This is a genomic window from Emticicia fontis (genome assembly GCF_054779675.1).
Genome location: NZ_BAAGXU010000020.1, coordinates 124,850 through 147,786, shown reverse-complemented (window position 1 = coordinate 147,786; position 22,937 = coordinate 124,850). Strand labels below are relative to the sequence as shown.

Annotated in this window: 21 protein-coding genes; 6 read left to right on the top strand and 15 right to left on the bottom strand. The window is 38.3% G+C overall.

The annotated features are described in order from the left end of the window. Positions 1–83 precede the first annotated feature (83 nt). Positions 84–656 carry a DinB family protein gene (locus ACYVFA_RS11875; protein WP_460472039.1) on the top strand — a complete coding sequence of 191 codons (573 nt, stop codon included), beginning with the start codon at positions 84–86 and terminating at the stop codon, positions 654–656. 75 nt (positions 657–731) lie between these two features. On the opposite strand, the gene ACYVFA_RS11870 is transcribed toward ACYVFA_RS11875, so the two are convergent. The 13 genes from ACYVFA_RS11870 to nusB form a co-directional block, all read right to left on the bottom strand. Beyond that, positions 732–1,346: a hypothetical protein gene (locus tag ACYVFA_RS11870; RefSeq protein ID WP_460472038.1), complete on the bottom strand. Its 615-nt coding sequence runs from the start codon at positions 1,344–1,346 to the stop codon at positions 732–734. 90 nt (positions 1,347–1,436) lie between these two features. Further along, on the bottom strand, positions 1,437–3,158 hold the full coding sequence (gene recJ / locus ACYVFA_RS11865; protein WP_460472037.1) for a single-stranded-DNA-specific exonuclease RecJ: 1,722 nt from the start codon (positions 3,156–3,158) through the stop codon (positions 1,437–1,439). Between the two features lie 36 nt (positions 3,159–3,194). Further along, a complete protein-coding gene (locus ACYVFA_RS11860) occupies positions 3,195–5,339 on the bottom strand; it encodes a fatty acid beta-oxidation multifunctional protein (RefSeq protein ID WP_460472036.1) in 2,145 nt (714 codons plus the stop codon). Further along, entirely contained in the window at positions 5,329–5,817 is a 489-nt protein-coding gene (locus ACYVFA_RS11855; RefSeq protein WP_460472035.1) for a nucleotidyltransferase family protein, read from the bottom strand. Before ACYVFA_RS11855 ends, ACYVFA_RS11860 begins: the two co-directional genes overlap by 11 nt. 178 nt (positions 5,818–5,995) lie before the next feature. Further along, positions 5,996–6,358, bottom strand: coding sequence for a DUF1304 domain-containing protein (locus ACYVFA_RS11850; protein ID WP_460472034.1), 363 nt, complete (start codon positions 6,356–6,358; stop codon positions 5,996–5,998). A 38-nt stretch (positions 6,359–6,396) separates the two neighbouring features. Then, on the bottom strand, positions 6,397–7,314 hold the full coding sequence (locus ACYVFA_RS11845; protein WP_460472033.1) for a S66 peptidase family protein: 918 nt from the start codon (positions 7,312–7,314) through the stop codon (positions 6,397–6,399). Positions 7,315–7,326: 12 nt separating this feature from the next. Continuing rightward, positions 7,327–8,286, bottom strand: coding sequence for an ion channel (locus tag ACYVFA_RS11840; RefSeq protein ID WP_460472032.1), 960 nt, complete (start codon positions 8,284–8,286; stop codon positions 7,327–7,329). 81 nt (positions 8,287–8,367) lie between these two features. Next, positions 8,368–8,673 (bottom strand): DciA family protein, encoded by a 306-nt coding sequence (locus ACYVFA_RS11835; RefSeq protein ID WP_116983891.1) that lies wholly within the window; start codon positions 8,671–8,673, stop codon positions 8,368–8,370. Positions 8,674–8,778: 105 nt separating this feature from the next. Next, positions 8,779–9,432, bottom strand: coding sequence for a YbbR-like domain-containing protein (locus ACYVFA_RS11830; protein ID WP_460472031.1), 654 nt, complete (start codon positions 9,430–9,432; stop codon positions 8,779–8,781). 63 nt (positions 9,433–9,495) lie between these two features. After that, positions 9,496–9,774 (bottom strand): preprotein translocase subunit YajC, encoded by a 279-nt coding sequence (gene yajC / locus ACYVFA_RS11825; protein WP_460472030.1) that lies wholly within the window; start codon positions 9,772–9,774, stop codon positions 9,496–9,498. 26 nt (positions 9,775–9,800) lie between these two features. Further along, positions 9,801–10,295 carry a DUF1573 domain-containing protein gene (locus tag ACYVFA_RS11820; RefSeq protein WP_460472029.1) on the bottom strand — a complete coding sequence of 165 codons (495 nt, stop codon included), beginning with the start codon at positions 10,293–10,295 and terminating at the stop codon, positions 9,801–9,803. Between the two features lie 27 nt (positions 10,296–10,322). Then, positions 10,323–10,643, bottom strand: coding sequence for a YtxH domain-containing protein (locus tag ACYVFA_RS11815; protein ID WP_460472028.1), 321 nt, complete (start codon positions 10,641–10,643; stop codon positions 10,323–10,325). A 91-nt stretch (positions 10,644–10,734) separates the two neighbouring features. Then, on the bottom strand, positions 10,735–11,871 hold the full coding sequence (nusB, locus tag ACYVFA_RS11810) for a transcription antitermination protein NusB (protein WP_460472027.1): 1,137 nt from the start codon (positions 11,869–11,871) through the stop codon (positions 10,735–10,737). Between the two features lie 325 nt (positions 11,872–12,196). On the opposite strand from nusB, the gene ACYVFA_RS11805 reads away from it, so the two are divergent. The 5 genes from ACYVFA_RS11805 to ACYVFA_RS11785 all read left to right on the top strand — a co-directional run bounded on the left by ACYVFA_RS11805 (position 12,197) and on the right by ACYVFA_RS11785 (position 19,913). Then, positions 12,197–13,690, top strand: coding sequence for a S41 family peptidase (locus tag ACYVFA_RS11805; protein ID WP_460472026.1), 1,494 nt, complete (start codon positions 12,197–12,199; stop codon positions 13,688–13,690). Between the two features lie 117 nt (positions 13,691–13,807). Then, positions 13,808–15,265: a S41 family peptidase gene (locus ACYVFA_RS11800; protein WP_460472025.1), complete on the top strand. Its 1,458-nt coding sequence runs from the start codon at positions 13,808–13,810 to the stop codon at positions 15,263–15,265. Between the two features lie 98 nt (positions 15,266–15,363). After that, the gene (locus ACYVFA_RS11795; protein ID WP_460472024.1) at positions 15,364–17,859 is read left to right on the top strand and encodes a DEAD/DEAH box helicase; all 2,496 of its coding nucleotides are present in this window, start codon (positions 15,364–15,366) and stop codon (positions 17,857–17,859) included. A 60-nt stretch (positions 17,860–17,919) separates the two neighbouring features. Then, positions 17,920–19,422 carry a malate:quinone oxidoreductase gene (locus tag ACYVFA_RS11790; RefSeq protein WP_460472023.1) on the top strand — a complete coding sequence of 501 codons (1,503 nt, stop codon included), beginning with the start codon at positions 17,920–17,922 and terminating at the stop codon, positions 19,420–19,422. A gap of 56 nt (positions 19,423–19,478) precedes the next feature. Continuing rightward, on the top strand, positions 19,479–19,913 hold the full coding sequence (locus ACYVFA_RS11785) for a hypothetical protein (RefSeq protein ID WP_460472022.1): 435 nt from the start codon (positions 19,479–19,481) through the stop codon (positions 19,911–19,913). A 121-nt stretch (positions 19,914–20,034) separates the two neighbouring features. On the opposite strand, the gene ACYVFA_RS11780 is transcribed toward ACYVFA_RS11785, so the two are convergent. Beyond that, positions 20,035–21,291, bottom strand: coding sequence for an alkaline phosphatase family protein (locus ACYVFA_RS11780; RefSeq protein WP_460472021.1), 1,257 nt, complete (start codon positions 21,289–21,291; stop codon positions 20,035–20,037). Between the two features lie 357 nt (positions 21,292–21,648). Further along, positions 21,649–22,932, bottom strand: coding sequence for a Gfo/Idh/MocA family protein (locus tag ACYVFA_RS11775; RefSeq protein ID WP_460472020.1), 1,284 nt, complete (start codon positions 22,930–22,932; stop codon positions 21,649–21,651). Positions 22,933–22,937 lie beyond the last annotated feature (5 nt).

Below are 22,937 nucleotides of genomic sequence, written 5' to 3'. Positions count from 1 at the left end.
ATGTAATCTTGGTAAATACCAAGATTTTTATCGGTCAGGATTCTGAATTTTGTAGCATAATCTTTATTAAATCAGAAAACACGATGGCACAGGTTAATAAAATACAATTGATAGAATCATTAGAAAATAGCATGGAAAAACATCTACAAGCAGCGATACTTACATTCCAGAATCTAAATGAAACGATTTTATTGCAAGTTCCTGAAAACGGAGGTTGGAGTATTGCACAATGCTTTGAACACCTCAATAGTTATGGTCAGTATTATCTGCCACAAATCAAAACTGCCATAGATAAAAGTGGAGAAAAATCGGCAAGTCTTATTTTTAAAGGCTCATGGTTGGGTAGTTATTTTACTAAAATGATGCTCCCTTCAAACACTAAAAAATATAAGGCATTCAAAGGACATATTCCTGCAGTGAATCTTGATGCACACAAGGTATTAGCAGAGTTTATTGAGCACCAGGAAACATTGTTGAAGTACCTTAAACAGGCACGTAATCTTGATTTAGATAAAATCTATGTCCCGATTTCTATTGCTAAGTGGATAAAACTGAAATTAGGAGATGTTTTTCAGTTTATCATTGCTCATGATGCAAGGCATATTCAGCAAGCAAAGCGGGTCTTGGCAAGAATTGGGGATTTCGAAAAAATTTAGAAAAGTGTAGCAAAGTCCAACGTGGTACGCCTATGCTTATTCACAAAAAAACGGCTCGCCATGTTTACTTTGGCTCTATTCATCCTCTTCCCATTCAGCAGGAATCAAATCAAAAAAAGTAGACTTTCCTAAATGTTGACAATACTTATCTGCCAGATACATTAAATCATCTGATTCTTCTAATACAGCAATATCTCTGCTAAACAACTGTAAAAACACAGGTCTTGCCACAGAAAAAATACGTTTTTTCTCGTCAATAATTGTAAAAAACATTGCTTCAAAATATCGTTTCCATTTTCTAGTCTCACCATAATACAATTCATCTGCCTCTTCAGCTGTAAGGTTTTCCTCCTGTCCTGCTATGGAATTAAACTGTGAATAAAAGACAATAATCTGATTGTTTTCAACGAAAATGATAAAATCATTAAAAGCTGATAATTCTCTGACCGCATCTTCAACTATTAGCTTTTCTTCTTCAGTAATCTTTTTAGGGATCTTTTTTCTAAAAATCACTCGCCCTTCTTCAGGCAATTCTACTACCTCATATCCATTTGGTATTTCTTCAATTAAATCCGTATAACCTACCTTATTTTTTACAATATAATATCTTAATTTCCCTTTTGCAGTCTCTACTGCCCTGAAATAGTGATCGTGTCCTCTCCGATTCGTATATTTAAAATAGTCAATCATTCCAAATATTTATATAATAGTTTTTAAATAGTTTATTGTAAACCTGGTTTCCCCGTGTTTCTAAGAGTATAGCAGCAGTACACTCTTGGCTTAATTATAATATTTAATATCCTTCAACATCAATTGCAGGGTCGTTTTATTATTGAAGGTATTTTCTTCAATCTGATAGGCAATTCTGAAATACTTTTGTTCAATGAGTCTTTTATAATGCTCTTCTACCATACCGAAACCAACAGCCGTAAGAATAGCCCCTGTCTGTTCTTCAAAAAGCTCCAGTTTCAGGTGTTTTTCTTTCATGATGCGGGGTGTATATTTCAAAGTCAGGTTTTCTGTTACGAAAACAGGCTGCATATTTTCAGGCCCGAAAGGTGCCATCTGATTGATGATACGATAGAACTTAGGGGATATATCGGCTAGTCTGATTTTTAAATCGACGCTGATTACAGGAGTCAATTGTTCTTCTGTAATATTTTTTGCCACGATTTTATCAAACTCTTGCTGAAAAAGCTGAATATTATCAATGGCAAGCGTCATGCCCGCCGCATGCTTATGACCACCGAATTGCTCTAATAAGTGTGAGCATTCTTCAATGGCAGCATATAAATCAAAACCTGATACAGATCTGGCAGAACCAGCCGCCATTGTTTCCTTGGTTTTGGTAAAGATGATAGTCGGACGATAATATTTCTCAATACATCGGCTGGCTACAATACCTATAACTCCCTTGTGCCAGTCTTCTCTATAAAGTACTGTACTTTTAGCTGTATTTATTAACCAATCGTCTCCCTCAATCATAGAGAGCGCCTCCTCAGTCATTCGGGTATCAAAGCCACGGCGCTCGATATTATGCTTCTGTATTTCGCGAGCAAATTCTAATGCTTCATCAAAATTGTCGGATAATAGTAATTTTACAGAAGCTTTAGCGTGTTTGATACGACCTGCGGCATTGATACGTGGGCCTAAGATAAACACCACATTCTCGATGCTCATATTACTCTTAAAGTCCGCTACATCTTTCAGTGCTTTTAATCCTGTCCGAGGGTTTTCATTGAGTTTTTTTAAACCGTAATAGGCTAAAATTCTATTTTCACCTGTAATCGGCACAATATCAGAAGCAATACTTACTACGCAGAGGTCAATAAATTCATAGAGTTTTTCTAAGGGAATATTATTTTTTATGGAATAGGCCTGCAGTAATTTAAATCCCACGCCATTACCAGTCAGTTCCTTATAAGGATAAGAACAATCCTTTCGTTTGGGGTCAAGAACCGCTACTGCCTCGGGTAGATGATCATCTGGCTCATGGTGATCACAGATGATGAAATCGATATTATATTGCTCTTTGGCAATTTTCACCTTGTCTTGTGCTTTAATACCGCAATCAAGGCAGATAATCAATGAAACACCTTGTTCTGCAGCCCATTCAATGCCTTGCAAAGAAACCCCATAACCCTCCGTGTAACGGTCGGGATTATAATATTCAAGGTTCGTATAAAAAGTTGATAGAAATCCATACACTAAAGCTACTGCCGTGGTGCCGTCCACATCATAATCACCATAAATCATGATTTTCTGTTGCAGGCTTATAGCTTCTTCAATGCGTGCCACGGCATTGGCCATATCGGCCATCAGAAATGGGTCGTGAAGTTGTTGTAGTTGAGGGCGAAAGAAGTTTTTGGCCTGTTCAAAATCATAAATCCCCCTTTGAACCAACATATTGGCAAGGGTTTCTTCCACACTTAATTCTTTAGTCAATGATTTAACTATCTCCCGGTCAGGAACAGGTTTATATGACCACCTCTTATCAGCCATCTCTCTCTCGTTATTCTTAAAATTATGCTGGTGTAATTATAAAGTCTTTACTAATTCTTTTTGTTGGGCAGTCAGTCTGAATCGCTCGCCATAAGTATCCGCCAATCTATCCACTTCCTTCAGGAATGTTTCTATACCTATAAAATCAGGAAAATTGAGCGTTCCGCCCGCATATGCCGGGAATCCCCAGGCAAGGATTGAACCGATATTACCATCTAATTTGGTAATCAATACGCCCTCATCTATACAACGAATCGATTCTACTACCTGACGATATAATAAACGTTTTTTTACTTCATCTATATCCGGTTGGTTCTCTGACACAGGAAAATGCTCAGACAATCCTTCCCAAAGGTATTTTTTACCATCTGAAGGATATTCATAAAAGCCTTTTTTATTCTTCTTCCCTGATCTTCCCAAATCTTCTACCATTAATTTAGTTACCTGATAGGTAGCATCATCTTCTGCCAAAGCACCATCATTGATGGCTTGTTTTGAGATTTTTAAGGCTAAATCTAAAGCTACTTCGTCTGAAACTGCCAATGCCCCTACTGGCATACCTGCATTTTTTCCGGCATTCTCAATTAATATCGGGTCAACACCATCTTTCAATAAAGCAATGCCCTCAGAAGTATAAGTACTGAAACAACGAGAAGTATAGAATCCTCTGGAATCATTGACTACAATCGGTGTTTTTCTTATTTTTTTCACATAATCTACTGCCAAAGCCACTGCATAATCAGATGTTTCTTTGCCACGAATCAATTCTACCAGCATCATTTTATCGACTGGTGAAAAGAAGTGGATACCAATAAAGTTTTCAGGTTTCGCTGAGGCTTTTGCTAGCCCTGAGATTGGAAGCGTTGAGGTATTTGAGCCAAATACGCCTCCTTCTGCCAACATTGGTTCTGCCTCTTTGGTGACAGTTGCTTTCAGCTCGCGATTCTCAAAAACAGCTTCAATTATCAGGTCACAACCTTTCAGCTCTTCTGTTTTATCTGTTGCCTTTATCAGGTTTAATAGTTGTTCACCCTTTTCAGCCGTTGTTTTGCCTCTCTCTATCCCTTTTTTTATTAAACTTCTTGAATAATCTTTCCCTTTCTCGGCACCTTCTACACTTACATCTTTCAATACCACCTCAATACCCGCCATAGCTGAAACGTAGGCAATACCTGACCCCATAAAACCTGCCCCTAAAATACCCAGTTTCTTTACTTCGGTTTTGGGTACATCTTTCGGGCGACTAGCGCCTTTATCAGCTTCATTTTTACCTAAAAACATCACGCCTATCAGGTTTTTGGCTTCTTTTGAGGTGGCTACTTTTACAAAGTGTCTTACCTCAACCGCTATGGCTCTATCCATATTTACCTGCAAGCCTTCATATACACAAGACAGAATCTCAATCGGGGCCGGATAATTGCCTTTGGTTTTATCCATAATCATGGCCGTTCCGCCAGCAAAAGTGCGCATCCCTGTTGGCGATTGCACATTTCCTCCCGGTACTTTATAATTCTCACGGGCTTTAATGGCTCCGGTCTTCTTATCAATTTCGTCCCAGGGTTGAATTGCATTTGGATTAGCTAATACCCATTTGATGGCTTTTTCCATCAACTCTTCCCTTGTGCCAGCCAAATCGTTTACCATACCGTATCCTAATGCTTCTTTGGGGCTTACACGCTTGCCCTCTACCATCAGCATCAAGGCGGGTTCCATTCCTATAATACGTGGCAGACGTTGCGTACCGCCGCCGCCAGGCAATAAACCTAATTGCACTTCCGGTAAGCCGATTTGTACTTTTGGGTTATCTAAAGCAATACGATAATGGCATGAAAGACATACCTCATAGCCACCACCCAAGGCTGTGCCATTAATAGCCGCTACAACTGGTTTGCCACAGGTTTCTAATCTGCGGAAGATATTATTGAAATCAAGTGAAAATTTATAGGTTTCAGAAGGGTCTTTGTCGTTGTTTTTCAAAAGCATTTTCACATCAGCCCCTGCAATGAATTCATTTTTTTCAGAGGTAATCACAATGCCTTTTACTTCCGGATCAGCATAAGCGTTTTGCAGATGTGATTCAAATTCAGGAATAGAAATATCATTCAATACATTCATGGGCGAGGTGGTCATGTTCCAACTGATAATCGCCACATTGTTTTCAATTTTATAATTAATTTCCATTTTTAGGGTTGAATTTTATATGCGTTGTAATTATATCTGCTTTTGCTAAATCTTTTGGTCTTCCAAAAAGTCGGAATATCCGCTCCTGCTCTAGAAGTGTAGGAATTCTAATAGATAATTGATTGACATTAATTTCAAAATAGTCTTTTATCTCTAGTTTTCCCCATCCATTTGTATCAAATACTTCTAAATCACCCATCACCTCGACCAGGACCGTATCCCATTGAAACCTTCCAAAATTAGAACGAAACCTATCTGAATCTTTAGGCGAATACTCCCCCACCTGATTGGCTTTCCAGTGTTTTTTCAGGAAATCTGCATCCTTATACGAAGTCAATAAATCAACATCATCTGTTGCTTCTAAAGGAATTCCTGCCAGAACCAGTGCCGAACTACCGATGATATAGAAAGAATCCTGAAGTTTCGCTAAATCACCAGCCAGAAACGCAACTGATTTCTCTATTTTCTCTTCTAGCATATGCTTATTCCGATAAAGTATGCAAGCATACTGTTATGCAAATATAGAAAATTATGTGTAAGGTATTTTGCTAAGGATTATAAATTTTAGCCGAAGAACATTTTTGTTATGTGAATGAATTATCTATGTTTTTTGCCACAATGTACACTAAATGCGCACCATATTACACGATTTTTAATCAGGCAAACAATGTAAAAAGAAGGGCAAGAATAGCCGGAACAGCTTGTACTACAAATATTCTTTTGCTTGCTGTCATAGCGCCATAAATACCTGCCACTATTACACATCCTAAGAAGAAATATGCTACGTTTTTACTCCAAACGGAGTCATTAATTAATAAAGACCAGATTAAGCCTGCTGATAAGAAACCATTGTATAAACCCTGATTAGCAGCTAAAGAAACTGTTTTAGGGAATAATTCTGCTGGAAATGTTTTAAATACTTTTGGGCCTCTGGTTGTCCAGGCAAACATTTCAAGGTATAAGATATAGATATGTTCAAGGGCTACTACGCCAATCAGAATTTTAGACAGTATTTCCATGGTTTTGTGTTTAAGTTTATGGGTACAAGGTAGTTAATTTAACTGATTATTTCCTGAAATATCAGTGCACTTTTCGTTCTATCTACTTCCAGCGTTGCCATTCTTCCACAAGGAATTGTCCAGTTGGCGGTATCATGCCCTATCGGGAAACCATAACTAACCGGGTAATCATATTCAGCCACGTGTTCGGCAATAATTTCATAGGCTGTTTTTCCGAAAGGCTCACCATTTTCTTTGCTATCAGTAAATGAGGCAGCAATTAACCCTTTCAGATTTTTCAGTTTCCCTGCTCTTTTTAGCTGAATCATCATGCGGTCAATATTATATAAATATTCACTTACATCCTCAATAAACAGGATTTTCCCATCCCAGCTAATATCTGATGGTGAGCCAATCAGATGTGCCAATAAGCACAGGTTACCACCTGTTATCTGTCCCTCTGCGTTACCATTTTTATTTAAAGCATCAGAACTTATTTCATAATTCATCCCATTATCAAAGAGAAAAGACTGCAAAGTTTTCAGCGAATAATCGTCTTTCATAAAAGTCTTGGGCATAGGTGCATGCAAACTCTGAAAACCTAAAGATTGAACATGGCTATTTATAGCAGTAATATCAGAAAAACCAATAACCCATTTAGGATTTTGTTTGAAAACTGTAAAATCTATGGTGTCTATCATACGTGAGCTTCCATAGCCTCCACGTGCTGAAAAAATAGCCCTGATAGATGTGTCATCGAGCATTTTTTGAAAATCACTGGTACGCACCTCATCTGTCCCTGCAAATCCATAATAGCTTGCACTGACCGATTCACCTACTACTACTTCTAGGCCCCAGTTATTCTGCATAAACAAAATGGCCGACTGAATATCGTCGGGATTCAGCTTACTAGCCATGGCCACAATGGCCACTTTATCACCTTTTTTTAAGCCTGGTGGAGCAATTAATGATTTCAAATCTTTCTGTTTTTAATAATTCAAGTCGGCAGATTTATAATTGCCTACTTTCTTTAAATCTAATACATACATTTCCTCGCCGTCATCTTCAATCATCGGTGTAAATTTGGCTCCCCATACCAACTCTTCTGATTTATATGAATGACGTACATATACCGCATCGGCAAAGGTATCATCTATGCCTTGAATCGCTATCATAAACTCGGCATCACTTCCAGCTAATGATTCAGGCGTTTCATTATATAATGGGCTATCTTCTGTCAATGGATGAACAATCGTCCAGTCGGTAGGGAAAAAATTCACCTTTGCTCTTTCCAAAGGTAAAGCATAATATCTTCTGTTTGGCACTCCATTTCGAACCTCAATCTTCGAAAAAACCATGCTGACTTCCATATTTATCAACTGATTGCTTCTTTCATTTACCATTCTGAACATCAAGGCATTGATGTTTAGATAAGGTGCAATCAGGGCATTTCCACTAAACAGAATGCGGGCGTTGGGTTTTGAAAAACGCCCATATAGTAAGCCAGTTACAATGGCAAACATCATGAGCCCCATTAATGACTCAATACTTGATACCCAACTGGCAGCAAAACCATCAGGTGAGATACGCCCATAGCCCACGGTAGTCAATGACTGCGCACTGAAAAAGAAAGCATCCCAGAATTGCGAATGTGTACTTGTCATATTCACACCAATCAGGTGCTCTACGCCAATCATATAATAGGTTATGGCAAAAATAAAATTGAGGATGAGATATACCAGCAATACGATGAGGAAAAAATATTTCCAGGGCATCATGATAAACCGGTTGTAGATATTCAGCCAGGCTTCAAATGACTGACCTTTACGTTTTACATTGAATTGACCGTCTTGTCGGAGTAGCCTTTTACGCCGATCGGTTAGTTTTGTGCCAAACCCTAAATCCTGACGATTACGTTCGTTTTCGACCAATACATTTTTCTTGCTCATAGTATTGAGACCTTTCTAGTGTAATTGTTAATTGTTTTAGCAATTTAACAAATATGTAGTTAAAAAAGGTTTAGTGTGAGCTTATAAAAAAATGACATCATCTACCACCGACTCACCTACGTCTTTATTAACCAGATCAATCAGTTTGGTTTTAGCCATAAAAAGCTCCTGACGTAAAGGAGATGAATCTATCCGTAGGTATAGTACGCGATTTTTAACGTAGATTTCTTTGGTACGGGAAGCGATAACTTTGCCCATCATACGTTCCCAGAAAGCCTGAAGATAAGTTTCATTGAACTTCGATTTCAAATTAAAAGTCCTCAGAAATGCTTCGATGGCATCTTTTAGAGGCGTGGCCTGCGAACGACGAGCGGTTTCTGATGGCATCGGTCAATGAATTAGGATGAAGATTTGAAAACGAGATGATCAGGCTATATAATCATCTCGTTACTAATATGATTGAAATTGTTTGCTCATGCAAACGAAAATCATTTATTTCAGCAATTCGGCTACTTCAAAACTTACTGTTGCTTTTTCTGCATTGATTTTCACCAGCGGGTTTTTCGGTAATGGAATGCTTATTTTATCATCAAAGTTGATAGCCAGATTCTTAGCAGGTACTTTCAGATAAAAGGTATCCTGATAATCTTTCAGAGCTGATGCAGGGCCTTCTACTAATACCTCAGCAGGTGTTACAGTAATCAGGCTGGCTATCACAAAATTTTTCTCTAAATCTACACCCAGACTATCTACTTTTAGCCTGATTCTTCTGGTATATTTCCTTTCGAAATTCAGCGCAAATGTATCTGTAACAATGTAGTTAATTTTCGAGTCTTTCAGCAAAGCTGAAAGCTTTTCGGTTAAAACAGTTGTATTCAATTGTCTCTCTTTCACCGGGTTTGCAAGCTCGTATAAAAGAGGTGACGTATTGAAAGAAAGGTTATTTTTTAATAAATTCCACCCTGTACTCGACAAACTTACTCTGATGGTTTTGGGCAACGGAGTAACCGGAATATAAAGAGAATCGTTATAAATTATCTCTAAAGGATAATTGATCTTGGTTGTATAGCCCGACTTATTCAGGGCATGTAATAGCCAGAATATAGAAGCGGCTAAAAAACACAAGATTAATGTTTTAAAATTCATACAATTAAAAGCGCTTGTATGGCTATTTATTCAACAAAATCAAATAAGGGCCTCAATAGCTACTTATTTTTTTCTTGCGATTGATGTTTTTTCAAAAGTCAACCTTGCGCCGCCACCTGCCGAAATCGTAACGGTTGTTTCGTCTTTTGAAACGATTTTGCCGTGCAATCCGCCAAATGTTACTATTTCATCTCCTTCTTTCAGCTCTTCTACCATTTTTTTCTGGTCCTGTGATTTTTTCTGTTGCGGACGTATCATAAAGAAATAGAATACTGCAACCATGCCAACCATCATGATTATTGACATCATTCCGCCTCCGCCTTGTGCTTGTAATAGTACCATTTTGAATTGTTTATTTTAGTGGGGGGTTATTTTAATATTTTTTTTACTTTATTCAGTAATGCCTGTGCAGAATCAGATTTCTGACCTCCTAACACCTCGGCTGTAAATGATAGCACCGTCTGCGGTGGAACAGCATTTGAGTAAATAGTTACAAACTTTTTGTTTACACCTACTTTACCTAAACTGTTAAAACGCACCACAATTTTGTCTTTCTGCCCTACTCCTACCGGAGCCTCAGGTTTTGAAGCAACCGTACAACCACATTGAACCTGTACATTGGTAATCTGTAAAGGGCTTTTACCTGTATTTTTAAAGGCAAATTCATGCTCTTTTATATCGCCCTCTTTCATTGTACCAAAATCGAAACTCTCGTGATCGAATTCAATTTTAGGGGCATTCTGAACAGCAGCTAATGAGTCTTCACTACTCATACTCTCTCCTTTTGAATCAACGAGATTACACGAAAAATTCAGACTGGCCAAAGTTACGGCAGTAATCAGGCCCAAAAATACTTTCTTCATTATCTTATAATTAAAATCGTAGTCTGATTAGTTTTTTGCTTTTATCTGGTTCATTAAAGACTCTACATCTTCCAATAATTTTTCAGCCTTTTGGCGTGCTTCGCTTACTACCTTTTGTCCTTCTGCTTTGGCAGAGCTATCGCCACCTACTACCTCAAGGGCTACTTCGTCACCTCGTTCAATCAAGTCATTGATAAATTTCTGTAATTGCTCACGATACCTTGACAATCGGTAAGACAGTTTATCACGAGTGATTTCTCCTTTATCAGGTGCATATAATACACCTAAAGCGGCTCCTGTTGCCACACCTACTAAAAATGAAATAAATGTTCTTGATGAATTGCTCATAATACCCGTGTCCCTGATGGGATATTTAATAGTGGATAATTGTTGATTCCTTTTTCGACGGCAAATTAATTCTTTCGTCGAAATATTCAATTTATTTATTGTCTAACATTCCTCTTCCGCTTTTGCGGATTTTACCGGCCTCTTTCAATTCCTTAGAAAGACTGTCCAGAATACCGTTCACAAATTGTCCGCTCTTCGGCGTACTATAATCTTTGGCTATTTCAATGATTTCGTTGATAGTTACCTTAACCGGAATACTCGGATAATTCATCATTTCAACCAAAGCCATTTTCAATAATATCTGGTCGGTTTCTGAAATACGTTCGATTTCCCAGTTTTTCAACTTCGGAATCAGAATTTCTTCCAGGTCTTTTTCCTCCAGAATACTTTTCCGGTATAAAGTTTGTAAAAAATCTTTTCTTTCATTCCATTCTTCGTCTAAAAGCGCAATTTTAAATCTGCCTTCTTCAACAAATGACTGGAAAGTATGCGTAATAGCCGAGCGAAGGGTCTCGATATCGTCAATCCAATACAAATCATGTTTTTCAAAATACTCCGATGTTAATTCATTTTTCAGAATCACATTCTTCAACAAGTATTTCAAAAACGAGAAGTCTTCTTCTAAAGTATGATTTTTCTTGGCGCAATACTCAATATAATGAGCATTGTTACGCAATACCTCGCGATGCAACTTGGCAATCAATACCTGTTCGGTACTCCAGTTTACATTACGACGAATGGCTTGTGTTTCGAGCAATCTTTCCTGACGAAGTTTTTTAATGATCTGGTTATCAGATAATTTCGATTGAGTAGCATTTCTATCATCGGCGTCGCCACGGTCGGCCAATTCGATGAAGAGCAATAAGATTTGTAGATATAATTCGTAGACCTTCTCAGCCTCCAGTATCATTCTACCGGCGTAGTGTTCAATGTCTTTTTTGTTTTTAAGCAGAAAAAAATCTTTGGCTTTTTCTACTGACATTTTTACTTCCTGCGGAACAGCGAAATCATCTTCTTCCTTGCGGGAAAACTCTTCCTGAAGCAATTGTTGTCCTAATTTTTTGTATCCCTCTAATCTTTCGCGATCCTGAAATTCCATTGAATTTAAATCTGGAGCGAAATCATCTGCAATGAGGTCTAATGATAACTGGAAATTCGCACCCTCAGCTTGTTTATAAGCATACAAGGCTTGCATCGCACGAATCCGTATGAGGCGTCTGTTAAGCATCGGTGTTCAAAGAACGATTTAATAAGCCGCAAAATTAATAAAAAATCAGGAGATTGCCTAAAGGCAGGTATTGGAATTTGTTATTTACCAGTTTTATACCTCTACACCAGCCTCCAGACTTATATCAATTTATGCATGACTTTTGCTCTGACTTTGTATGTAATAAATAGTGGAATAATTATATAATATTTCGCCCGAAATTTCATTATAATAGAACATTTGCCCGATATAATAAAACTGATACCCCTCTGAGCGAATCCGAATGAGGCAAATGCTTGAAATAATCAGATTTTTTATTAGATTTGAGGAAGAAATTTGGCCTGCGATGAAAAGAACTTTAACTTATATCCTGACACACTTACTCCTTTTCAGTAGTTTATTTGCTTTTGCCCAGTCTTACTCGGGCGAGCAGATTAAAGAAGATTTGTCTACCTTAAAAACCGAAATTGAGAAGTACCATCCCGACCCTTACAAGTATATTTCCAAAGAAAAATATCAGGCTTTACACGATTCTATTGCTGAAACCATTAAAGGGCGCATGACACTTCGTGAAGCGTATTTTGCACTGTTGCCTATGGTACAGGCCATTGGCTGCGGACATACGCATATGATGCTCGACCGTCGGTTATTAGCTAAAAGTACCTCCTCTTCCGAAAGACCCAGATACTTTCCGTTCAGCGTGCGGCTCATTAACGACCAGCTATTGGTTTCAAGAAATTACTCGGCCGATAAGAAGATTACACGAGGTACAGAGATAACTGAGATTGATGGACAGCCTGTCAAAAAAATCATAGAAAACTTAGAGAAAAAATCCTATTATAACGGAGATGGTATTAACCCGAATGCGCGGAAATATTATGCAATCCGTGAATTCAGGAAATTGTATTATTTATGGAAAGGTGAGCAGGAGTCTTTTACCGTCAGTTATCGCAAACAGGGAGAAGGAAAACTTAAAACGACCAAAATAGAGGCCAAAGACACCTATTTTATGGAGAAAATGATGGAGACCCGTTACCCCGATGTAGATGAAGACACCACTGGTATGGTTTCTTTTCGGGTAATTGACTCTACCCGGAAAGTGGCAATGGTTGATGTGCGCTCCTTTATGTATGATTTCAATAGCATGAGCCGAGGAAATTTTGAGGGCGAAACCAAGAAGATTTTCAGAAAGTTGCAGGAGAATAAAATTGAAAACCTGATTCTTGATTTACGTGGTAATTCGGGTGGTCTATTAGAATATTCTATCTTTTTGCTCAGGTATTTTACCAATCAACCTTTTGATGCTTACCGTTTGGGGTTTCGTGATGAAAGTTTACAAAGACTGAAACAGGATTATAAAAAATATGATGGTGGCTATGCCAAAGAAGCGGCCTCAAGACTGAATACAGAGTTTTCAGTCAGAAATCAGGATGGGTTTCTGGAAAGCAAATATGTGCAGAAACAACGCCCGCACGATGAATTCAGGTTTAATAAGAATGTATATGTGCTGATGAACGGAGGCACTTTCTCGGCGGCAGCCTTGCTGGTATCAAAACTACATAATATGGGCGTAGGTACTTATGTGGGAATGAGTTGCGGTGGTGCGTATGATGGCTGTTCGGCAGCACAATTTTCAACCATTCAATTGCCAAATACCTCTTTAGAAATCTCATTACCTTTGGGACGGATATTATATAACGTAGATGCTAAAAAATACGATAAGCCTATTCTACAACCTGATTTTGAGGTAAGTGCCAATCTGGATGATTTCCTCAACAACGAAGATACTGTTCTGAAATTCACTTTAGATCTGATTAAAAAGAACATCAAAATCAGATAATCTGCTTTTTTTCGTTAGTTCAATATTAACAGAAAGGCGTATCTTTCTGCTTAATTTACTATTCGGATAATTATGAGATAAAAATCTCCTGATTTCAACAAAATTTCAGCGTACTTCATGAAACAACTGCTAATTCTGTTTTGCTTTTTTATCAGCTTCTATTGCCATGCCCAGAAACAGACATTTTCGGTAGAAGAAGTAAGGAAAGATATGGCAGCGCTGAAACGCAAGTTTGAAAGATTACATCCGGGCATGTACTATTATACAGGCAAAAAAGAATACGAAAGACTCTACGACTCACTTTATAATAGTCTAACCCAACCGCTCACTTATCTGGAAGCCTATCGGGTATTAGCTCAATTAGTAACAGCTGTAGAAGATGGACATACAGGTATAAGATTTGATAGTAAGCGTTTCAACCGCAAAAAGTTAAAGTTTATTCCTTTCTATTTACGAAAACTGGGGAATAGCTATTATATAAGCCTGAATACCTCACAGGATTCTACCGTTATCAGAGGTTCGGAAGTTATTAAAATCAATAATGAGCCGATTGATGCCATTATGGCAAAGCTGAAAGTATTTGTATCAAGTGATAAGGGGAATGAAGCAGTAAAAGAATATTATACGACAGGCTTATTTCCGAATTATTATTTAAGACAATATGGCGAAATAGATTCAGTATCAATTACTTATCGCCTACCCTACGGCAATGTGATTCTCAGAAAAAAGCTGGCCTGTCTGAATACCGGACAAATCAATAAAATTTCCGAAAAACGTTATAAGGCTTTTAACCGACCCAATCTTTGTATCAAAATAGTTGATAGCCTTAACCATATTGCGGTTTTAGACATTACTACTTTTAGTATGACGGGTAAGTTTCTTGACTTTGACCAGCATAAATTCAGAAGGGTATTAAGAAATAGTTTCAAGACCATTAAAAATCAGGGCATTGAACACCTGATGATTGATTTCAGAGGGAATGGCGGAGGATATATCCCAAATATTTCACGTGTTTTGAAATATCTGTCGCCTAAACCTTTTACCATTATTGATACCATAGGATTTAAAAAGAGTGCCTATTTTGCTATTGCCAAGCCATACTATCTTACCCCACCGCTATTTTTCTGGATGGGATTTCCGAAACGAAAAGGAGATTTGATGTATCGGGTTAACAGAAACGGAAATAATCAGAAACCGATAAAGGCGCTGGCTTATACAGGCAAAACCTATTTTATAACAGATCCGGGTTGTTATTCGGCTACCACCTTTACACTTAATGTAGCAAAAGACTTAGGTATTGGTCAGGCATTTGTCGGACAGACAGTTGGTGGTGCAAGCTGGGGAAGCTTTGCCGGAACATGGGAAGATTTCAAATTACCTAATACCCGATTTGTTGTACATACACCTTTGTATAAAATCACGCATAGAATGCCTAATCAGGTCAACAAAGGTTTCTTTCTGGACTTAGACTATGAAGTAAACCGTAATTATGAAGAGCTTATCAAAAACAATACAAGCGTCATTGATTTTATAGCCGATATGATTCGGGCGAGCAAAGCTGCCAGTTTGAGGTAGCAACTACACATTCGCTCAAACAAATCTGATTTAATTATCCGAATCATGAAAAAATTGTAACTTCGGGCACTTTTTAGATATTCTCCTGATATTCAAAAATGGCAATCAAAAAACCGTCCAAAAGCACATCTACAAAGAAAACTAAGGTAGAAAGTCCTAAGAAAATATCTTATTATCGTAAGCCTGAAAACCTGAGCCTTGACCAATGGCAAACGGCTCTCCGCAAGCAATTTGGTGAAGATAATGAGCATGAATTCAAGATTCTTAACCTGGGCACACAGGAATTCTTCTCAGATTTTCATGTAACAAATACGCAAACCAATAATACATATAAAGTAGCCATCAGAAGCGCTGATGATAGTCAGAATTTCTGTGAATGCTTTGATTTTAAAACCAATCGCCTGGGTGTGTGCAAACATATTAGTGCTGTGAAGCATCACCTGAGCCAGTTGAAGGGTTTTAAAACAGCCATGAAAGAGGGTTTTCATCCACATTACACCTCAGTATATGTTGATTACAGAGAAGGACGAGAAATAAAAATACGTATTGGTTCAAATAAAAAAGAAGAGTTTGAAGAGTTAGCTCAAACTTATTTTGATGACAACAATACCCTGAAAGAAGCCTCTTTTGGCGTTTTTGAATTATTTTTAGAAAAGGCTGCGGCTTTAAGTAATTCTTTCAGGTGCTATCCTGATGCGGTTGATTTGGTAATTGCAGAAAGAGACAAGATTCGCCGGAGAGATTATCTATGGCGCATCATGCCCGATGGAGAAAACGATAAATATTTCGACGATTTAATTAAAGCTACACTCTTTCCCTATCAGCGGAAAGGTGTATTTTTTGCTGCTCTGGCAGGCAAAAGCCTGATTGCGGATGAAATGGGTTTGGGTAAAACCTTGCAAGCCATTGCCACTGCCGAACTCTATAAAAAAGAACTAGGTATCCATCGAGTGCTGATTGTTTGCCCTACTTCACTTAAATATCAATGGAAAGCCGAGATTGAAAAGTTTACAGATAGTAGTGTATATGTAGTGGAGGGCAGTTTACAAAAACGCAAAGACCGCTATTGGCGAAGTGATGCTTTTTATGTGATAGTAAGCTACCACACGATGACCTACGACTTAGATTGGCTCAACCGCATGGAGCCAGATCTGGTTATTCTGGATGAAGCCCAGCGCATCAAGAACTGGAAGACAAAGGTTTCGCAACAAATCAAACGCATTGTTACGCCCTATTCGATTGTATTGACGGGTACACCTTTAGAAAATAAACTCGAAGAATTGTATTCTATCATGCAGTTTATTGATGTGTACCGTTTAGGGCCGATGTATCGTTTTCTGAATGAACACCAGATAGTTGATGAGTCGGGGCAGATAATTGGCTATAAGAATCTGAATAAAATAGCCGAGAATCTGAAAGATATATTAATCAGGAGAACGAAGAAGGAAGTACTTTCGGAATTGCCTAAGCGCATGGATAAAAACCTGTTTGTGCCAATGACACCGCAGCAGACAAAAATCCATCATGAATTAGGAGATCAGGTGGCAAAACTGGTAAATAAATGGAAAAGATCCGGCTTTCTGAATGAAACTGACCGTAAGCGTCTGGTAATCACTTTAAGTCAGATGCGTATGGTATGCGATAGCACCTATATTCTTGACCAGAAAACCAGACATGATACGAAGATTGATGAAGTGATGAACATTCTGGATGAAGTCTTTGAGACATCAGGTGAAAAAGTAGTCATATTCAGTCAATGGGAGCGAATGACCCGGTTGGTGGCTCAGGAATTAGAACAAAGGAATATACAATTTGAGTATTTATACGGAGGTGTAGAAAGTATCAAGCGGAAAACGCTATTAGAAAATTTCCAGAATGACCCTGAAAGTCGAGTTTTTCTTTCAACCGATGCCGGAAGTGTCGGCTTGAATTTACAGAATGCTTCATTAATGATTAATCTGGATATTCCGTGGAATCCGGCAGTTTTGGAGCAACGCATAGCCCGTATTTATCGCATGGGTCAGGAAAAAAATGTATCCATCATTAATCTGATTTCTACAGGCACTATCGAACAACGAATGCTCGATGTGCTACAGTTTAAAGATGCGATGGCCAAGGGTGTGTTAGACAGAGGGGAAGATACCATTTTTATCGGTGAAGATCAGTTTAAGAAATTCATGGAATCGGTTGAAAACCTTGTACCGCAAGAGGCTACAACAGAAGCAACCGAAGTACCCGACAATGAAGAAGAAACCATTAAATATGAGTTACCTGATGAAATACTGGTAGATACGCCCGAAGGTGCTACTACCTTTATGGGGGATGATGATGTAAAAGAAGTCAATCAGACGCCTGTCAATGGGGCTAATCCAAATGCTCAACCACAGGAATTATTACAGAATGGCATTAATTTTTTTGCGCAATTAGGTAAGACTTTAAAAAGTCCGGAAGCAACAAAAGAGTTAATAGATAGTATTACGCAAAAAGATGAATCAGGAAAGGTTTATCTGAAGATTCCTGTAGAAAATGAAGATGTAATCAACAATGCAGTACAAGTATTAAGCACCTTATTTGGGGCGTTTACGAAACAATAAAATGGTATATTTTACACATTTATATCCCATTTACTAATACACCAACAAAAGCAATTGAACATGGAAGAGAATAATCATACTAATGATGTCATATTGATAGGCGCAGGTATCATGAGTGCTACCCTGGGCACTTTTCTGAAAAAGCTAGAACCAAGCTGGCAAATAAAGATTTTCGAGCGCATGGACAGAGTAACGGCCGAATCGTCGGAGGCATGGAATAATGCTGGAACCGGACATTCAGCCTTTTGTGAGCTGAATTATACGCCAGAAATGGAAGATGGCAGCATTAATATTGATAAAGCCGTTAAGATTGCCGCATCCTTTGAAACATCAAAAGAATTCTGGTCGACTTTAGTGCAAGAGGGTATCATAGAAGATCCAGCTACGATGATTCGCAGGATTCCACATATGAGTTTTGTATGGGGCGATGAAAATACAGAATACCTACGGAAACGTTGGGAGGCATTGAAACAGCATCATTTATTCAGCGAAATGAAATTCGCTAACAACTACGATGAAATAGCCAAGTGGATGCCGTTGATTATGGAAGGGCGCGATAGAGACGAGAAATTAGCTGCTACCTGTATGGAAATCGGGACAGATGTTAATTTCGGCGCATTATCCCGTTCGATGTTCTCTTATTTAGAAAATGCCGATGGTGTTGAACTAAAACTTCATCATGAAGTGGAAGATATTAAACGTCTGGATAATGGTGACTGGCAATTAGAAATCAAAAATCTAGATACTGGCAAAACACATACTTATACAACCAAATTTGTATTTATTGGTGCGGGTGGCGGTTCTCTCCCATTGCTTGAAAAATCAGATATTCCAGAAGGCAGAGGCTATGGAGGGTTCCCCATCAGTGGTAAGTGGTTGGTTTGTAATAAGGAAGAGCTCATAGAGCAGCATTGTGCCAAAGTATATGGCAAAGCCAGTGTGGGCTCCCCGCCTATGTCGGTACCGCATCTGGATACCCGTGTGATTGATGGGAAAAAGGCTTTACTTTTTGGCCCTTATGCCGGGTTTTCTACCAAATTCCTGAAACATGGCTCATTTATGGACTTGCCACAGTCGATCAAATGGAGCAATATCTGGCCTTTGATTTCGGCAGGTGCGCATAATATTCCTTTAACTAAATATCTGATAGAGCAGGTAACCCAATCATCGGAAGACCGATTAGAAGCTTTATTAGAATATATGCCCACCGCCAAAATGGAAGACTGGGAATTACAGGATGCAGGGCAGCGGGTACAGGTAATTAAAAAAGATGAAAAAGAAGGCGGCATTCTAGAATTTGGTACAGAGGTAGTTTATTCAAAAGATGGTTCTCTGGCTACTTTACTTGGTGCTTCTCCGGGCGCGTCAACTTCGGTGTCTATTATGCTTGATTTGATGAAAAAGTGTTTCCCTGGTCTGGAAGCTACTGAAAAATGGCAAACTGAATTGAAGAGACTCATTCCATCATACGGCCACCATTTAGAAAAAGAGGCAGAATTGGCTAAAGCTACCCGTGAGAGAACAACTGAAATATTGCATTTAAAGGACGTGGCGTTTAGTTGAATTATTGAGTGATTGTGTAATTTAGTGAATGAGTGATTAAATAAAAATCTAGATTAATGAAATACTTATTTTTGCTTTTTTTCTTATTCTTTTTTTCCTGTGAGAAAAAAAGAGAGATAGCACAAATAAAGTTCAAAGCTTATTCAGTTGAATTGCCTGATGAATTCAAACAGGAAAGCATTGACTCCCACCTAACAACTAATTATTATTTTTCTAACGGAGATACACTCGATTTTGTAAATGATGCAACTCCGGAAGAAGATTTAATTTATACAAAAAAGGATGACTCAACTTATGTGATTAAAGTTCTCTTTGGTGCTCCAGAAGGAGCAGAATTTGGTGGTAAAATATATACCGATAATAAAAATAGTTTCTATTTAAGTACAGATGCAGGTAAGATACCAAAAGAATACCGTGGCCTTAGTGGTCATATTATCATATTCGAGATAAATACCAACATAAAGAATCCAATGTTCAAAAATGATTTTTAAAGAACATATTAGTCTGATTAATTCTTATATTAGAGAACACTCATCTTCTTATTGGATAAAATTCAGCATCCAAAAGTTTACCCCTTTAATCACTCATTCACACAATCACTAAATCACTCAATCATTTCTTAATCACCCCCTCCAATACTTTCGCATCGCCATCAATATTTGGTGGTACTTGAATACCTAATAGGGTACAGACAAAAGGATACACGTGGATATTCTGAAATTCCGGAATCTTTTTACCTTTTTTAATATTCGGGCCTTTGGCATAAAAAATAGCTCCCATTTCTGGCGTGACATAAGGATCAAAACCATGTACACCCCATACCTGGCGCTTTTCAGGTTTTTTAGCCAGATTTTCTCTTGAATAAAAACTATAACCCGCTTCTGCCATGAGTGTCAGATCTCCAATGCGCGGATGGTTATTGTAATGTAGATTCTGAGGAAGATCAGCCTTTTTATAGACTTTAAAATGATTTTGCTTAGCCGCTATACTTTGCAAGATACTCTCTTCTTTGGTTTTATCTTTCAAGAAAACATTAGCGTGTGTACCACTATTCACAAAAACAAAGTCATTCCTATCCAATCCTTGTAAAACATCTTCTGTGTAAAGAAATTTATCAGCTTCATTCTTCATTTCATACATTCCATGATCTGAGGTAAGAATTACGTTCACAGGCAAATCTATTTTCTTCAATCCAGTCATCAGCATATCTACCAAGCTATCTGCTTCCATTACTGCCGCTCTGGTTTGAGGGGCATTTGGCCCGTACTCATGGCCTTGCGTATCTATCATTGAAAAATAGATTGTTATCAGGTGAGGACGTTCTGCTTCCGGAAGATTCAACCAGTCAAATACACCTTGCACACGTTGTTTATTGGGTACTTTTACATCATAGCGATGATAATAAGTAGGGTAAGAACCGCCTATTGGTGCTTCTGAGCCTACCCAGAAATAAGACGCGGCTTTCATCCCATTCTGTTGTACTAGTTGCCAGATAGGTAAGCCACCATAATAATAAGGATCTTCTACCTTTTCTCTTTGCCCGATTGAATAAAAAGCATCACGGTTGATATCATAAAACGAATTATCAACCAAACCATGATGCGCAGGATACAAACCCGTAACAAGGGTATAGTGATTAGGAAAAGTCTTGCTTGGGTAAGAAGGAAGCATTTTATCAGCGGCTACTCCCTTTTTAATGAATTTCTTAATGTGTTTGGGTTGGTACTTCTGCACATAATCATAACGAAAACCATCAAATGAAACCATGACTACATAGGGCGTATCTTTATGTTGACTAAAAACCGAAATACTGAAGAAAAAAAACAGAAAAAATAATGAAGAGAATTTTTGTTTTGATTGAGCTAACATATTTTTTTATGGTTGATGAACGAGAAAACTCAAAAAATTAAGAGCATCTTAATCGGTTTAAGATGCTCTTACGCTTAAAGGAAAAACTATAAACAAATACTACTATTAGTCTCGCTTATTATCACGTTTTTCTTGCTTGGCAGCACGTTTTTCTTTCAACGATTTGCTTGCTTCCTTTTTCGTTTCTTTTGCGGGCTTATCTTTTGCCATAAATTTAATTGCGTTAGTAATATTAGAATAAATTAACCTATTTCTATAACTTTTACAAATATCAAATTGTTAAAAATTATCAGTAAAATCTTTAGCTACTACAATATACACTCCAAACAATTCATTATCAACAGATTACAAACCTTATCAAATCAAATCCCATTCTTTACGGTATTCTCTTGATAGGAGCGCATTAGCTTCCTTGTCGTGTCTGAATTTCTCTTTTTTGGCATTCCATTGCAATTCTCTGCCTAATCTATAAGAGATTAGCCCCAGGTGCATAGGCATGGTCATCATACGGGCATATTCAAGATTTGATTCCGGTTGCGTGCGATTTTTCACGGCCGTAACAAAGTTCTGCTGATGCCCGGGTGATCGAGGAATTGTAATCGGAATTTCTGGAATATCCTTCATCACTACACCATTGATATTGAGCTCGCATGAACCATAATCACATAATAGTGTCCCTTTATCTCCCTCAAAGTAAGCACCAATACCTTTCTTTTCTGCGCCAGGTACATTTGGTGGCTGTGAGGTCCAGTGTAATTTTAAGCCCTCAAACTGATAGTCTATATCAATCCATTTAGGTGCATCGCCAATTCCTTCGGGAGCTTCTCCTTTGGCTTTAATAGATGTCAGCCCCTTAGGGTCTATTGCCCACCAAACCACATCGGCAATATGGCACCAGAAATCCTGAAAAACCCCACCTGAATAATCCAGAAAATAACGATAGGTAAAATGGCAACGCTCAGGGGTATACTTCGAATAAGGTGCTGGCCCTAACCACATATCCCAATTAAGCGAAGCCGGTGGTGTCTGATAATTGGCTGGCCCTAGTACAGGAGGGAATCCGGTTTTCCAGAGTCTTACTGTATGCACTTTGCCAATCGCACCGCCTTTAATCAATTCTACCACTCTGTGATAATTATCGCCGGCATGAATCTGTGTTCCTAACTGGAAGATTCTGTCATGCTTCTTCATGGCTTTCAGCATCTGCTGGCCCTCTCTTACATTGTAAGATAGTGGCTTTTCACCATATACATCTTTTCCGGCCTGAAAAGCCATAATGGCCACCTGCGCATGCCAATGATCTGGTGTAGCACAAGTAATGGCATCAACGTCTTTACGGTCAAGAATATGACGAAAATCTGAGTAGAGTTGCGCTTTGGTATCTGGTTGCTTTTTTTGCAGGCTTTTCAATGTCGCGTTCAAATGATCTGAATCTAAATCGCATAAACCTACAATTTCGACTTCGGGCAAGGCAGCGAACCAATTCATATGGTTATTGCCCATTCCTCCTAAGCCAATATGCGCCACCCGAAGACGGTCGCTGGGTGCTACTTTCTTTATCATACCCGGAAGCAAGGTAAGACCTAAGGCTGCAAAACTACTTTGCCGGATAAAATCACGACGATTGAGTGTGCTTTTCATGTTTA

Excerpts from the sequence above, each read along its gene's own strand:
- ACYVFA_RS11815 (WP_460472028.1), bottom strand. The coding sequence starts at position 10,643 with ATGAGCAATTCATCAAGAACATTTATTTCATTTTTAGTAGGTGTGGCA.
- ACYVFA_RS11830 (WP_460472031.1), bottom strand. The coding sequence starts at position 9,432 with ATGAATTTTAAAACATTAATCTTGTGTTTTTTAGCCGCTTCTATATTC.
- ACYVFA_RS11840 (WP_460472032.1), bottom strand. The coding sequence starts at position 8,286 with ATGAGCAAGAAAAATGTATTGGTCGAAAACGAACGTAATCGTCAGGAT.
- ACYVFA_RS11835 (WP_116983891.1), bottom strand. The coding sequence starts at position 8,673 with ATGCCATCAGAAACCGCTCGTCGTTCGCAGGCCACGCCTCTAAAAGAT.
- recJ (WP_460472037.1), bottom strand. The coding sequence starts at position 3,158 with ATGGCTGATAAGAGGTGGTCATATAAACCTGTTCCTGACCGGGAGATA.
- ACYVFA_RS11785 (WP_460472022.1), top strand. The coding sequence starts at position 19,479 with ATGAAATACTTATTTTTGCTTTTTTTCTTATTCTTTTTTTCCTGTGAG.
- ACYVFA_RS11795 (WP_460472024.1), top strand. The coding sequence starts at position 15,364 with ATGGCAATCAAAAAACCGTCCAAAAGCACATCTACAAAGAAAACTAAG.
- ACYVFA_RS11820 (WP_460472029.1), bottom strand. The coding sequence starts at position 10,295 with ATGAAGAAAGTATTTTTGGGCCTGATTACTGCCGTAACTTTGGCCAGT.
- ACYVFA_RS11775 (WP_460472020.1), bottom strand. The coding sequence starts at position 22,932 with ATGAAAAGCACACTCAATCGTCGTGATTTTATCCGGCAAAGTAGTTTT.
- nusB (WP_460472027.1), bottom strand. The coding sequence starts at position 11,871 with ATGCTTAACAGACGCCTCATACGGATTCGTGCGATGCAAGCCTTGTAT.
- yajC (WP_460472030.1), bottom strand. The coding sequence starts at position 9,774 with ATGGTACTATTACAAGCACAAGGCGGAGGCGGAATGATGTCAATAATC.
- ACYVFA_RS11790 (WP_460472023.1), top strand. The coding sequence starts at position 17,920 with ATGGAAGAGAATAATCATACTAATGATGTCATATTGATAGGCGCAGGT.
- ACYVFA_RS11875 (WP_460472039.1), top strand. The coding sequence starts at position 84 with ATGGCACAGGTTAATAAAATACAATTGATAGAATCATTAGAAAATAGC.
- ACYVFA_RS11805 (WP_460472026.1), top strand. The coding sequence starts at position 12,197 with ATGAAAAGAACTTTAACTTATATCCTGACACACTTACTCCTTTTCAGT.
- ACYVFA_RS11855 (WP_460472035.1), bottom strand. The coding sequence starts at position 5,817 with ATGCTAGAAGAGAAAATAGAGAAATCAGTTGCGTTTCTGGCTGGTGAT.
- ACYVFA_RS11800 (WP_460472025.1), top strand. The coding sequence starts at position 13,808 with ATGAAACAACTGCTAATTCTGTTTTGCTTTTTTATCAGCTTCTATTGC.
- ACYVFA_RS11870 (WP_460472038.1), bottom strand. The coding sequence starts at position 1,346 with ATGATTGACTATTTTAAATATACGAATCGGAGAGGACACGATCACTAT.
- ACYVFA_RS11850 (WP_460472034.1), bottom strand. The coding sequence starts at position 6,358 with ATGGAAATACTGTCTAAAATTCTGATTGGCGTAGTAGCCCTTGAACAT.
- ACYVFA_RS11780 (WP_460472021.1), bottom strand. The coding sequence starts at position 21,291 with ATGTTAGCTCAATCAAAACAAAAATTCTCTTCATTATTTTTTCTGTTT.
- ACYVFA_RS11860 (WP_460472036.1), bottom strand. The coding sequence starts at position 5,339 with ATGGAAATTAATTATAAAATTGAAAACAATGTGGCGATTATCAGTTGG.